Here is a 12,986-nt window from a genome sequence, read left to right as displayed (position 1 = left end):
TGAACGCGACTGTGTTCTTCCAATGGATCGGGACACTCCCGCCGATCCTCCAGGCGCTCGCCGTGGTCATCGCGTTCGCGGTGGTCGTGGTGGTGATCCTGCTGCTCGTCGACATCGCCCCGCGCAAGGGCGCTCTCTACACCGGCATCCGCCTCGCGATGTGCCTGCTCATCCCGCTCGCGGTGATGTGGTTCTTCAACTCCTATTACTGGGCGATGGGAGTCGCGGTCGCCGTCGGTGCACTGTTCTTCTTCCTGGACTACCGGTCCCGCGACGGCGCGGGCTACCTGATCCAGCTCGTGGCCTTCATGGCCCCGGCGATGCTGCTGCTCCTCGCCGGCCTCATCCTGCCGTCGATCCAGACCGTCTATGCGTCGTTCTGGAACTCGACGGGCAGCGACTTCGTCGGGTTCTCCAACTATCTCTGGATCTTCACGCAGTCGGACGGCGTGACCTCGGTGATCAACACGATCGTGTGGGTGCTGCTCGTCCCGACGCTCTCCACGATGATCGGCCTCGGGTACGCGGTGTTCATCGATCGGACCCGCGGCGAGAAGATCTACAAGTTGCTGGTGTTCATGCCGATGGCGATCTCGTTCGTCGGTGCCAGCATCATCTGGCGCTTCGTGTACGCCTACCGTGGCCCGGAGTTCGAGCAGATCGGTCTGCTCAACCAGATCCTGGTCTGGTTCGGCGGCGAGCCGCAGCAGTTCCTGCTGAACAGTCCGTGGAACAACCTGGCGCTCATCGTGGTGCTGATCTGGGTGCAGACCGGTTTCGCGATGGTCGTGCTCTCGGCGTCGATCAAGGGCGTGCCGGCTGAGCTGCTGGAAGCGGCGGAACTCGACGGTGCGAATGCCTGGGAGCGTTTCAAGTCGGTGACGATCCCGTCGATCCGTCCGGCGCTCATCGTCGTGCTGACCACGATCTCGATCGCCTCTCTGAAGGTGTTCGACATCGTCCGCACGATGACCGGCGGAAACTACGGCACGTCGGTGCTGGCGAATGAGATGTACACCCAGTTCTCGAAGTTCGAGGCGGGTCGCAGCGCTGCGCTCTCCGTCATCCTGTTCATCCTGGTGCTGCCGATCGTCATCTACAACGCACGCCAGATCAAGAAGCAGCGGGAGATCCGATGACCGACACCGTGAAGACAGACACCGGCGACAGCACGCGGGCCATCACGACCGCGGGCCGGTTCGAGGCTTCGGCCGGTCGCACACGCAAGCGTCTCAGCCGGCCCTGGGCGAGCGTCGCCGCTATCATCATCGCCGTCGTGTGGACCGTTCCGACGCTCGGCCTCTTCATCTCGTCGTTCCGCGACCGGGAAGCGATCGAGACCACCGGTTGGTGGACGGTCTTCACCGACCCGAGGCTGACGCTCGACAACTACGCGGCGGTGCTGCAGTCCGGCACCACGCAGTTGACGATCCTGGAATCCTTCTTCAACTCGATCGTCATCACGATCCCGGCGACGCTCATCCCGCTGATGATCGCGGCGATGGCGGCGTATGCGTTCTCGTGGATCGAGTTCAAGGGTCGCAACGCGCTGTTCATCTTCGTGTTCGCGCTGCAGATCGTTCCCATCCAGATGGCTCTGGTGCCTCTCCTGTCATCGTTCTCCCGAGGGATCAACCTGTTCGGTGTGCAGGTGACGGAGGGGCTCGATGTCGCCGGCGGCTATGCGCAGGTGTGGATCGCCCACACGATGTTCGCGCTGCCGCTCGCGATCTACCTGCTGCACAACTTCATGTCGGAGATCCCCGGCGAGATCATCGAGGCCGCGCGCGTCGACGGCGCGTCCCGCGGACAGATCTTCTTCCGCGTGGTGCTTCCGCTCACGATGCCGGCGATCGCGTCCGTGGCGATCTTCCAGTTCCTCTGGGTCTGGAACGATCTGCTCGTGGCGCTCGTGTTCGCCGACGGTGCCGCCTCTCCGATCACGAAGGTGCTCGCCGAGATCACCGGTCGCGGTGAAGGCTGGTACCTGCTGACGGCCGGCGCATTCGTGTCGATCATCGTGCCGCTCATCGTGTTCTTCGCGCTGCAGCGGTACTTCGTACGCGGCCTGCTGGCGGGGTCGACGAAGGGCTGACGCTTCGGAAGACACAGGGGGCCCCTTTCGTGAGAACGGATGCCGCGGGTGGGCGAAACACAGCCCCGCCCGCGGCATCCGCGCGTCTACCCTGAAGTCATGAAGTACGCAGACTCGATCGTCGACCTCGTCGGCGACACGCCCCTCGTGAAGCTCACTCACGTCACCGAGGGCGTCGCGTGCACGGTGCTCGTGAAGCTCGAGTACCTGAACCCGGGCGGGTCGTCGAAGGATCGCATCGCCGCGCGCATCATCGATGCTGCCGAGGCCTCCGGCGACCTGAAGCCCGGCGGCACGATCGTCGAACCCACCAGCGGCAACACCGGAGTGGGCCTGGCACTCGTCGCCCAGCAGCGCGGCTACAAGTGCGTGTTCGTGCTGCCCGACAAGGTGGGCGACGACAAGATCGACGTGCTGCGGGCCTACGGCGCGGAGGTCGTGGTGACGCCCACGTCGGTCGCGCCGGAAAGCCCGGAGTCGTACTACAGCGTCAGCGACCGACTCGCCCGTGAGATCCCCGGCGCGTTCAAGCCGAACCAGTACGAGAACCCCAACGGTCCGCGCAGCCACTACGAGACCACAGGGCCGGAGATCTGGCGCGACACCGAGGGGCAGGTCACGCACTTCGTGGCCGGCGTCGGCACGGGCGGCACGATCACGGGGACCGGGCGCTACCTCCGCGAGGTGTCGGAGGGGCAGGTGCGCATCGTCGGCGTCGATCCCGAGGGCAGCGTCTACAGCGGCGGCACCGGTCGTCCCTACCTCGTCGAGGGCGTCGGGGAGGATATCTGGCCGGGCGCCTACGACCCGACCGTTCCGCACGAGATCGTGGCGGTGGGCGACGCGGACTCGTTCGCGATGACGAGGCGGCTCGCCCGCGAGGAGGGGATCCTCGTCGGCGGATCGAGCGGCATGGCCGTCGTCGGCGCCCTGCGCGTCGCGCGCGAACTGCCCGCAGATGCCGTGATGGTCGTCCTCCTGCCGGACGGCGGTCGCGGCTATCTCGGCAAGATCTTCAATGACGGATGGATGCGCTCCTACGGGTTCAGCGACGTGGAAGAGGGGGAGACCGTCGCCGACGTGCTCGCCGCGCGGCCATCGCGCCAGGGCGAGGGCATCCCCGACCTCGTGCACGCGCATCCGACCGACACGGTTCTTGAGGCCATCGGGATGATGACGCACTACGACGTCTCGCAGCTGGTCGTCCTCAGCGCCGAACCGCCCGTCATGATGGGCGAAGTCGTCGGCACTGTCGACGAGAAGGGGCTGCTCGACCTGCTGTTCCGCGGCGAGGCGAGTGCGACCGATGCCGTCGGAGCGCACGTGGGGGAGCGGCTCCCGCTCATCGGCATCCACGCCTCCGTCGCCCAGGCGAAGACGGCGCTCGCCGACGCCGATGCCCTGCTGGTCACGGAAGACGGCAAGCCGCACACGGTGCTGACGCGACAGGATCTGCTCGGGTACCTCTCCCGCTGAGCGCTCCGACGGCGGATGACCCCGGGCGTAACGGGAGGGCCTCCGCTGCGGGGGCGGTCGTAGGCTGAGGGCATGTCCGACCACGCCTTCGCCACTCGCGCCATCCATGCAGGACAAGCTCCCGACCCGACGACGGGGGCGATCATCCCGCCGATCTACCAGTCCTCCACGCACGTGCAGGACGGCATCGGCGGCTTCCGCGAGGGCTACGAGTACAACCGTGCCGGCAACCCCACGCGGTCGTCGCTCGAGACGCAGCTGGCCGCGCTCGAAGGTGGCGCGAGCGCACTCTCCTTCGCCTCGGGTCTTGCCGCCGAAGACGCTCTGCTGCGCGGCATCCTGAAGCCGGGCGATCACGTGCTGCTCGGCAACGACGTGTACGGCGGCACGTACCGACTGCTCACCAAGGTGCTCTCGCCGTGGGGAATCGACACGACGACGGTCGAGCTCTCGGATGTGGATGTGCTCCGCGCCGCGATCCGCCCCGAGACGAAGATCGTGTGGCTCGAGACGCCGAGCAACCCGCTGCTGAAGATCGTCGACATCGCCCTGATCGCCGAGGTCGCACACGAGTCCGGTGCGATCGTGGTCGTGGACAACACCTTCGCCTCGCCCGCGCTGCAGCAGCCGCTCGCGCTCGGCGCCGACCTGGTCGTGCACTCCACGACGAAGTACCTCGGCGGTCACTCGGACGTGCTCGGGGGCGCGGTCGTGTTCAGCGACGACCGCTACTTCGATCAGGTGAAGTTCCAGCAGTTCGCGGTCGGTGCCGTCTCCGCGCCCCTGGACGCGTGGCTCACCACGCGGGGTATCAAGACGCTCGCGCTGCGGATGCGGCAGCACTCCGAGAACGCGCAGGCGATCGCGGAGTGGGCGGCAGCGCGCCCCGAGTTCGCGCAGGTGTACTACCCCGGACTCGCGGCACACCCCGGTCACGAGATCGCCGCTTCGCAGATGAGCGCCTTCGGCGGGATGCTCTCGCTCGGACTCGCCGCGGGTGCCGATGCCGCACGGGCATTTGCCGAGAGCACCTCGCTGTTCCAGCTGGCCGAGTCGCTGGGCGGCGTGGAATCCCTCATCGGGTACCCGCCGGACATGACGCACGCGTCGGTGCGCGGCACCGAGCTCGCCGTCCCCGAGAACGTCGTGCGACTCTCGGTCGGGATCGAGGACATCGGCGACCTGTTCGCCGACCTCGAGCAGGGTCTGGAGCGCATCGCGCGCTGACCTCCCGCCCGGAGCCATCGCGGGGGTGGGGTCGGGTCGGCGGTAGCATGGGTTCTTCCCCTGGCGAATCGATTCGACCACGCACCCCGAACACTGGAAGGACGTCGTGTCCGACGCTCCCCGCACTGACTCCATCCCCACCGCGCGACCCGACGGGTCGGACGCCGTTCCGGCCGCAGAGCCCGAGCGCACCGCCACCGGCAGCATCCGCACCTCCACCGCCACCGGCGCCATCCGCACCCTCGGCGCGAACCCGGCGACGGCGCCCATCATGCTGCACCCCGGGGATGCGATCTCCCTCGGTCGCCGGACGCTGTACATCATCCTGCTCGGCGCGCTCACGGCGCTCGGGCCGTTCACGATCGACCTCTACCTCCCCGCCTTCCCGGTGCTGGAGGAAGACTTCCAGACCACGGCTGCGGCGATCCAGCTGACCCTCACCGGCACGATGATCGGCTTCGCCCTCGGGCAGCTCGTCGTCGGTCCGCTCAGCGACAAGGTCGGCCGCCGGGTGCCGCTGATCGCGGTCACCGCCCTGCACGTGCTCGCCAGCGTCGGAGCGGCCTTCGCTCCGGACCTCGGCCTGCTCAGCGCCGCGCGCGTCCTCATGGGCGTGGGAGCCGCGGCCGGTGGCGTCGTGGCCATGGCCATCGTGCGCGACCTGTTCGGCGGACGCCGCCTGGTCGTCATGCTCTCGCGTCTCGCGCTGGTATCGGGCGTGGCCCCGGTCATCGCGCCCCTGATCGGTTCGTGGCTCCTGACCCTCATGCCCTGGCGGGGGATCTTCGTCGTCCTCGCCGCCTACGGCATCGTGATGCTGGCCTCGGCGATCCTGTTCATCCCGGAGACGCTGCCCGTCGCCCGCCGACAGGACCGCGGTGGCGCGACGATGCTGCAGCGCTATCGCTCGGTGCTCTCGGATCGGGTGTTCCTCGGTGTGCTGGTGATCGGTGGCATGACCTTCTCGGGCCTGTTCTCCTACCTCTCGGCTTCGCCGTTCCTGTTCCAGGTGACGCACGGACTCGATGCGCAGCAATACGGCCTGCTCTTCGCCGTGAACTCGCTCGGCGTCGTCGCGGGCGTCCAGACCGCGTCTCGTCTCGCCGCCCGGTTCGGACCGCAGTGGGTCATGGCCTACTCCACCGCCGTGCTGCTGCTCGCCGGCGTCGCGATCATCGTCACAGATCAGCTCGGTCTCGGGCTCTGGGGAACGGTCATCCCGCTCTTCGTGTTCATGACCGCCTGCGGTTTCACGTTCCCCAACGTGCAGGTGCTGGCGTTGGACCGCCACGGGAAGGCGGCCGGCACCGCGGCCTCCATCATCGGCGCGACGAACTTCGGTGTCGCCGGGCTCATCTCACCGGTCGTCGGATGGCTCTCCCACGACGCCGGGATCACCGCGACCACCATGGCCTCGGTCATGGTCGGCTGCGCCGCCATCGGCATCCTCTCGCTCTGGTTCGTCGTACGTCCGCGGACCGTCGGGATGCTCAATCCCTGATCGGCAGGGCCTCGTCCCGCAGAATAGGACGATGGACAGGCGGATGCTGCTGTGGTGGGGAGTGGGCCTCCTCGCGCTCGCGACGGTGCTCGGTGCCCTGGTGGTGTTCGTGTATCCGGAGACGCCCGGCTTCGACCACTGGTGGAACGAGACGGTCGCCGGCATCCGGGGTGACTGGCTGCTGCAGTTCGCGCTGGTCATGGACTGGATCGGCGGCGGCTGGGTGGCGATCCTCGGGGTGCCGCTGCTGGCGATCCTCGTGCTCGTGCTCGCACGACGCTGGCGTGGTGCGGTCTTCGCGGCCGTGTGCTTCGCCGCGAGCGCCGGTGCGGTGCAGCTGCTCAAACAGCTCTTCGGAAGAGCGCGCCCGGAAGACATGCTGGTGGTGAGCGACTACGGCTCGTTCCCGTCGGGCCACACCGCGAACGCGGCGACGATCGCGCTCGTGGTCTGGGTGCTCTTCCCGCGGGTCTGGACCGCGATCCTCGGTGTGCTGTGGGTGCTGGCGATGGCGCTCTCGCGCACCTTCCTGTCGGTGCACTGGGCCACCGACACACTCGGCGGTGCGCTCGTCGGCGCCGGCGTCGTGCTCGTGCTGGCGGCCTGGCTGCTGCCGTGGGTGCAGCAGAAGAAGTCCGAGGTCGAGGCGCCGATAGGCTGAACCGGACCGTTCAGTCAGAGGAGCCTTCGTGTCGCGCATCCGTCCCTACCGCCCCACCGATCGTGCCGCGCTGTACGAGATCTGCATGCGGACCGCCGACGCGGGCGGGGATGCGACCGGCATCCTCTCCGACGACTCGCTGTGGGGCGACCTGTTCGCCGTTCCCTATGCCGAGCGGCATCCCGACCTCGCCTGGGTGGTCGAGAGCGACGACGAGCGCACCATCGGGTACATCGTGGCGACGGACGACACCGACGCGTTCTACGCCTGGTTCCGCGACGAGTGGTGGCCCGGGCAGCAGGAGCGATACCCCCGGTCTGCGGAGCCCGCGACCCGGGAGGAGCGGATGGTCGAGTACGGCTACGAGCGAGCCCCTGGCATCGAGCCGAACGCCGCCGAGTACCCCGCCCATCTGCACATCGATCTGCTCCCCGAGACGCAGGGGCAGGGGCTCGGGCGCGGCCTCATGGAGACCCTGTTCGCTGAGCTGACCCGCCGCGGGGTGCGCGGGCTGCACCTGGGGATCGACCCGAACAACGCCGGAGCGGCCGCGTTCTACGAGCGGCTCGGGATGACGCGGCGCCCGGCGGCGCCCGGTGGGCAGATCTACGGCGTGCGCTTCGACGGCTGAATGAGCGGGGGCGGATCCCCGGTACTCGCTCCTCCCCGAATCCCCGTACTGGAGAGAAACGCACGAAGGGCCCCCGCTGGCGCGGAGGCCCTTCTTGCTTTTCTGGCGGTGACGGCGGGATTCGAACCCGCGGTTGCTTGCACAACACACGCTTTCCAAGCGTGCTCCTTCGGCCGCTCGGACACGTCACCAGGAACAACCTGTCCATCCTATCCGATCGGGGGAGGGTGGCGTGACAGAGCCGTCGCGCGCAGCTGTGGGCGGATCCTCGTCGTGCTGTGGGCAGAATATTGCATGTCACACGTCAGCTGTATAGCCTCAGATGAGGACAGATCGTTTTCGATCAAGGTCCATGTCTTCTGGGGGGAACATGCAGGACAGCGCGACCACGGCATCACGGCCAAGCCACCGCACGGCCACTGCTTTCGAGCAGTACGTCAGCGGAAGGCGGGGAATCGTCGAGGGCGCCGTGTTCTTCCTCGAATCCGGAGACCACATCGAGGAGGTGCTGCGCGCGGCGGAGCCCTGCGACATCGTGATCGCCCCTGTGCGACATGCCGATCCGCGGACCATCGCGTACGACGGTTCCTTCCTCGAACCCGGCGATGAGATCACCCTCGGCGGGCGCCACACCTTCGAACTGCAGGACTACGTCGCTGTTCCCTTCACCACCTTCGCCGGTCCGACCGTCGTCCGGCAGTTCTCGGCAGTGGGGATCGCCGCCTTCCTGAGCGATGCCGACACGGCGCGGAACTCCGGCGTCTTCGTGGGTCAGCTCCTGAACACGGAAGTGCTGTTGGATTCCTGGGCCTCCTCTCTCGCGGCGGACCTCATCGGCGACTCACTCGGTCGGGTCCACGTCACGCGTCATGGGGAGTATCGAGACGGGCCTGACGGGCTTCTGCTCGGGAGCGTGGGCGATGAACGGGCCGATATCGAGGCGACGGCCGCGGCGGGAACAGGGCGAGGGCGCTCGTTTGCCGAGGTCGTCGACCCTCGCGTCCTCGAGGCGGACCTCGACGACCGCCCGTGGTTCGGGCGGTATCTGGCGGCTCTCGATCTGATGCGAGGGTGGGAGGGCGCACCGCCTCGTCCTGCCATCTCCGGATTCGGCCGCCACCTTGTCGCGGTGCTCGACGAGGGTGGGGCATATCCCTCGATACTGGCTGCCGATGCACCCTTCCTCGTTACAGGGGACGGCGAGGAGTACATCCTGGTTGATCGAGTGAGCCACAGACGTCTCCGACTCGGAGTCGATTCCGCGAGGGCTGCGGAATGCCTGATCGCGACCTCGGAGGAGTCTGAGGCGACGGCCCTGCTCGCCACCGAACTCGGCACGCGGGTGAACAGGGTCGCTCCGCTGATGCGTGCGCTGCAGGACAGGTTCGCGGCGACGGGATTCGACGTCACCGGCTACCGGCGGCACGGGTCATGACGCGCGACGAAGAAGGGCCGGTCGATATCGAACGCGTCGGAGCCCGGGCACTGCGTGAATGGATCACCGGAGTGCGCGATCAGCACACGCGGGTGTACCTCGTGGATGTCGGAGCCTCGGCACGGAACCTGGACGCGGTGACCAGTAAGGACGACGTCATGCTGTTGCCGACAGGAAGCGATCCGTACAGAGGACCTGCCACGGCCGTCCATTACAACGGCGCACTGCGCGACCTCGGAGACGAGCTGTTCTTCGGAGAACGTGGAGTCGAACTCCAGGACTATTCGGCTGCCGAGTTCGTTCAGATCGTCGGCCCCACTGCGGTGTGCTTCTTCGATGAGTCGAGCTGGCGCGCCTTCCTCGATGACGCTGAACTCGCCCGACGGACGGGCATCTTTCCCTCGACTCTGCTCGACCCCCGGATTCTTCTCGCGGACCGCAGAGCGCTTGCCGACCCCCGCGGACTGGAGACTCCGAGCGCCATCCGCTTGAGTTCCGATGGCAGAGTGAGCATCGGTGTGCGCGGCGCCGACATCGGCAATGTCGATGACCTGCCGGCGGTGCTCACGATCCCGCTTCCGGGTGTCGCCGCGTGGGACGACATCGCGCCCAGAGATGTGCTCCTCGCCGACCTCGCGAATCGGGAGTGGATCGGTCGATACCTCCAGGCGACGGATCTCATGAAGATGCTCCGGCTTGCCAACGGTGCGGCGAGAATCACGGGATTCGGCTGGTGCCTGGTCGACGACAACCTCTCCGATGCCGAACCGCCCATCCGCGATCCATTCCTGCTCGAGACGGCAGACGGTTTCCTACTGGCCGACCCCACCACACTGCGTCGCCAGCTGCTGTCGCCCATGACTGCCACGGTGGTCGCCGTCGCCCAGACTTCCAGCACGCTCGCCCTCGCGGCTGAGCGGGTGGCGCGAAAACTCGGCATCTCTGTCTCGGAAGCGGAGACCCTGTGCCGTGCAGCCCTCGCAGCTCTCGGCATCCACTCCGGCAGACGCGCTGCCGCCGCACCACGCCCCACGGGAGTCGACGCATGACCGACCCGCACGCGCTGTGGACCTCGATGCTCCCGGCCGACGTCACCTTCGCGCCTGACCGAGTGGCCGTCGGCGCGTCAGGAAACCGCATCGAGTTCGCTGACGGATCCACGCGCCTCTGTGCGACGAGCGGGCTGTGGAATGTCCCCCTCGGCTTCGGCAACGCTGCGGTGACCGAAGCGGTGAGCAGAGCGACACATGATGCCTCGTACCTGTCCCTGTTCAGAGCGCCGCACAGGTATGCGGAAATCGCGGCGGAGGCTCTCATCGAACTGGCGAAACCGAGCAGATACCGCCGTGTCATCTTCTCGACGTCGGGCGGGGCAGCGAACGATGCCGCCGTGAAGCTGGCGCGACAGTACTGGGTGCAGAAGGGCTCCGGGTCCCGATCGCTCGTCGTCGGACTGAAGGGTAGCTATCACGGCACCATGTACGGCAGCCATGCACTGAGTGGCGATGAACTCCACCAAGCGGTCTATTCGGTCGATCGCAGATCGGTGAGGCACGTGTCGCACAGCGATGACGGGGAGGAGCTGGCGACACTGCTCTCACGCGAAGGGTCGCGGGTGGCCTCGGTCGTCGTCGAGCCCGTCCTGGGCAGCGGCGCGTACGCGCTCTCAGATGCCTTCGTGCACCGTCTTCTCGCTTTGAGGGAGGAGTACGGGTTTCTGATCGTCGCTGATGAGGTCGCGACGGGATTCGGCCGCACCGGGACGATGTTCGCTACCGACCGCTGGGCGGCCGCACCCGACGTCCTCATCCTCTCGAAAGCACTGACGAACGGCGCGATGGGCGCCGCAGCACTCCTTGTCGGGCACCGTGTGGCCTCCGAGTTCGTCCGAGGAGGCTGGACGTTCATCCACGGAGAGACGCAGGCGGGGACACCAGGGTGTTCGGCGGCGATCGTCGCCGTCATCGAGGAGCTGCACCGCATCGACGTGGAATCGGTGACCATGTCACTGGCAGACGAGTTGTCACAGCTCACGACACGATTGGTGTCGGACGGCATCGTCACCGGGGTCACGGGACGCGGCTGCTTTCTCGGGCTGGAACTCTGCGACCAGGATGGGAATCCGCTCTCCGGCCCCGAGGTTCTTCGCGTCGTCTCCGCGGTCGCAGCGAACGGCGTCCTTGTGCAGCCGGGGCCGAGCTCCATCGAACTGATTCCGGCGTACGGGTTCACTCCCGGGGAACTCGTGGAAATGGATACGGCGGTGCGTGCGGGTGTGGCGCAGTCACGGGAGACCTCCGCATGAATAGAGGCTTTGCGGGGCGCGTTCCCACGCTATGGCACGGAAGCGGGATCGCACGGGAGACGGTGGGGCGCCTCACGGCGGGACGGGAGACCTTGGTGATCGCTGATGCGGCCGTCACGGTTCCCTTCCTGGACGACTGCAACGCCAGGATGATCGACATCGACGCACTCGCCTCAGACGTCACGACGGTGGTAGCTATCGCGCGCGAGATCGTTCGCCGCCCTCCACGCGTCATCGTGGCAGTCGGTGGAGGGAGCGTACTCGACGCCAGCAAGCTCGCCGCGCTCGCGCTCGCCCAGGGGCGGGTGTTCGACTACGCCGTCGAACATGCGTCGAGGGCGCCACTGACATTCCTGCCCGATGCTCCGCCGCCCGTCGACATCGTCACCATGCCGACTACGCTCGGCACCTCGTCGGAGACGAACAGTGTCGCCATCCTCAGAAACGAACACGGCAATCGCCTCATCGTCGGGCGCTCCCTGAGGCCGCGTCACGCCATCATCGATCCCTGCAATTCGGTCACCCTCCGGCCGACTTCGGTCAGGGAGGGAGCGTTGGAGGCGTTCCTTCGCCTGGCAGGGGCGTCGACGAGTCCGGGAAGGAGTGCGAGGGCGAAAAGCGACGCCGTCACGCTCGGTAGGGCACTCCTCGAGACCGCCGCTCGTCACTCGGGTTCCCCCACGGGAAGGTTGCGCGTCGCGCGTCTGAGCGCAGCGACCCAGCGCACCGCAGCGCTCAAGAGCCCCGACCCCTACGGCGCCCGTCATTGGTACCTGGCGAACGAAGTCGCGTTCGTGCTCGGGGTTCGCAAGATGGTCGCAACGGCTGGCATCATCGCTGCCGTGTGGCGGCGAATCTGCTCGGGTGAGTCACGCTGGGGGGATCGTGAGAGCCTCCAGGATTTCTGGGCCGGGGTCACCGCCGGGACCGGGTTGCCTCTCGATCCGCCCGCCGGCGCGGCTGCGCTCGTCGACGGGTGGGGAATCCCGTGCCCGGCGAAGCCGACGGCTGACGAGATCGGTCGCATCTCCACGGCCACCGAGAAAGCGTGGGGGCATCGCCAACCGATGCTTCGCGGACTTCTCGCGGCGGACTTCCGTGATGTGCTCCGCGATTCGTGCTGGAACGCTCAGCCCGTTGGCACCCCCATGCCAACCTCTCACGTTCGACATGAAGGAGGTGAATTCAATGAACAACGGTGTTGAAAGGCAGATCTGCTTTCAAGAACTCGACGAAATGGAAGCCCCCAGCTGGGAGAGCTTCTATGAGGGCGCGATCGGCGCACTGATACTCATCGGAATCGGCGCAGCCGCAGCGACGTGATCTCGTCGACCCGATGAGGGTGACGAAACGAAAGGAGGAAATATGCAGGCCACGATGCCGAAGCTCGAGTTCACCGAACTCGAGGCCATGGAAGCGCTGAACGACGGCGAGGACTTCCTGCGGGGATTCGCCGCGGGCGTCATCATCGGGATTCTCGCGCTGACGTAGTAGTCGTATCCGACTACCGATTGAGGAGGTACCAAATGCTGACGAGATCGCTGGAATTCCAGGAACTCGAACAGATCGACGCACCACTCGAATGGTGGGAGCACGCGGGCTACATCATCGCCATCATCGGCGGTGCGGCAGCGATCGCAACCTGACCGAGGGGT

The 12,986-nt window shown here is 67.0% G+C and carries 14 protein-coding genes and 1 tRNA gene; 14 read left to right on the top strand and 1 reads right to left on the bottom strand.

The features are described 5' to 3' along the window. Positions 1–11: 11 nt before the first annotated feature. From ACNPM4_RS04740 to ACNPM4_RS04710, 7 genes are all read left to right on the top strand, one after another. Entirely contained in the window at positions 12–1,139 is a 1,128-nt protein-coding gene (locus ACNPM4_RS04740; RefSeq protein WP_448984871.1) for a carbohydrate ABC transporter permease, read from the top strand. After that, entirely contained in the window at positions 1,136–2,095 is a 960-nt protein-coding gene (locus ACNPM4_RS04735; RefSeq protein ID WP_448984867.1) for a carbohydrate ABC transporter permease, read from the top strand. Before ACNPM4_RS04740 ends, ACNPM4_RS04735 begins: the two co-directional genes overlap by 4 nt. 99 nt (positions 2,096–2,194) lie before the next feature. Then, a complete protein-coding gene (locus tag ACNPM4_RS04730) occupies positions 2,195–3,571 on the top strand; it encodes a cystathionine beta-synthase (protein WP_448984866.1) in 1,377 nt (458 codons plus the stop codon). A gap of 72 nt (positions 3,572–3,643) precedes the next feature. Beyond that, on the top strand, positions 3,644–4,798 hold the full coding sequence (locus ACNPM4_RS04725) for a cystathionine gamma-synthase (RefSeq protein ID WP_448984865.1): 1,155 nt from the start codon (positions 3,644–3,646) through the stop codon (positions 4,796–4,798). Between the two features lie 106 nt (positions 4,799–4,904). Then, complete coding sequence (locus tag ACNPM4_RS04720) at positions 4,905–6,299, top strand: multidrug effflux MFS transporter (protein WP_029261014.1); 1,395 nt, start codon at positions 4,905–4,907, stop codon at positions 6,297–6,299. Between the two features lie 31 nt (positions 6,300–6,330). Beyond that, on the top strand, positions 6,331–6,960 hold the full coding sequence (locus ACNPM4_RS04715; RefSeq protein WP_036302883.1) for a phosphatase PAP2 family protein: 630 nt from the start codon (positions 6,331–6,333) through the stop codon (positions 6,958–6,960). A 28-nt stretch (positions 6,961–6,988) separates the two neighbouring features. After that, positions 6,989–7,591, top strand: coding sequence for a GNAT family N-acetyltransferase (locus ACNPM4_RS04710; protein WP_448984864.1), 603 nt, complete (start codon positions 6,989–6,991; stop codon positions 7,589–7,591). Between the two features lie 103 nt (positions 7,592–7,694). On the opposite strand, the gene ACNPM4_RS04705 is transcribed toward ACNPM4_RS04710, so the two are convergent. After that, a tRNA-Ser gene (locus ACNPM4_RS04705) sits at positions 7,695–7,782 on the bottom strand. A 161-nt stretch (positions 7,783–7,943) separates the two neighbouring features. Between ACNPM4_RS04705 and mpaB (ACNPM4_RS04700) the strand changes: the two genes are divergently transcribed. The 7 genes from mpaB (ACNPM4_RS04700) to mpaA3 all read left to right on the top strand — a co-directional run bounded on the left by mpaB (ACNPM4_RS04700) (position 7,944) and on the right by mpaA3 (position 12,977). Further along, on the top strand, positions 7,944–9,026 hold the full coding sequence (mpaB, locus tag ACNPM4_RS04700; protein WP_448984863.1) for a daptide biosynthesis RiPP recognition protein: 1,083 nt from the start codon (positions 7,944–7,946) through the stop codon (positions 9,024–9,026). Continuing rightward, positions 9,023–10,075, top strand: a complete 1,053-nt coding sequence (gene mpaB / locus ACNPM4_RS04695) for a daptide biosynthesis RiPP recognition protein (RefSeq protein WP_448984862.1) — start codon at positions 9,023–9,025, stop codon at positions 10,073–10,075. The genes mpaB (ACNPM4_RS04700) and mpaB (ACNPM4_RS04695) overlap by 4 nt, the downstream gene beginning before the upstream one ends. Next, the gene (mpaD, locus tag ACNPM4_RS04690; RefSeq protein ID WP_448984861.1) at positions 10,072–11,331 is read left to right on the top strand and encodes a daptide-type RiPP biosynthesis aminotransferase; all 1,260 of its coding nucleotides are present in this window, start codon (positions 10,072–10,074) and stop codon (positions 11,329–11,331) included. The genes mpaB (ACNPM4_RS04695) and mpaD overlap by 4 nt, the downstream gene beginning before the upstream one ends. Positions 11,332–11,480: 149 nt before the next feature. After that, on the top strand, positions 11,481–12,536 hold the full coding sequence (gene mpaC / locus ACNPM4_RS04685) for a daptide-type RiPP biosynthesis dehydogenase (RefSeq protein WP_448984860.1): 1,056 nt from the start codon (positions 11,481–11,483) through the stop codon (positions 12,534–12,536). Then, complete coding sequence (gene mpaA1 / locus ACNPM4_RS04680; RefSeq protein WP_258134203.1) at positions 12,520–12,654, top strand: MpaA1 family daptide-type RiPP; 135 nt, start codon at positions 12,520–12,522, stop codon at positions 12,652–12,654. Before mpaC ends, mpaA1 begins: the two co-directional genes overlap by 17 nt. Positions 12,655–12,696: 42 nt before the next feature. After that, the gene (mpaA2, locus tag ACNPM4_RS04675; RefSeq protein ID WP_258134202.1) at positions 12,697–12,822 is read left to right on the top strand and encodes an MpaA2 family daptide-type RiPP; all 126 of its coding nucleotides are present in this window, start codon (positions 12,697–12,699) and stop codon (positions 12,820–12,822) included. A gap of 35 nt (positions 12,823–12,857) precedes the next feature. Then, positions 12,858–12,977 (top strand): MpaA3 family daptide-type RiPP, encoded by a 120-nt coding sequence (mpaA3, locus tag ACNPM4_RS04670; protein ID WP_308737268.1) that lies wholly within the window; start codon positions 12,858–12,860, stop codon positions 12,975–12,977. The last annotated feature ends 9 nt before the right edge of the window (positions 12,978–12,986 follow it).

This window comes from Microbacterium umsixpiens (assembly GCF_053543675.1).
This window is presented reverse-complemented; position numbering and strand designations above follow the sequence as displayed.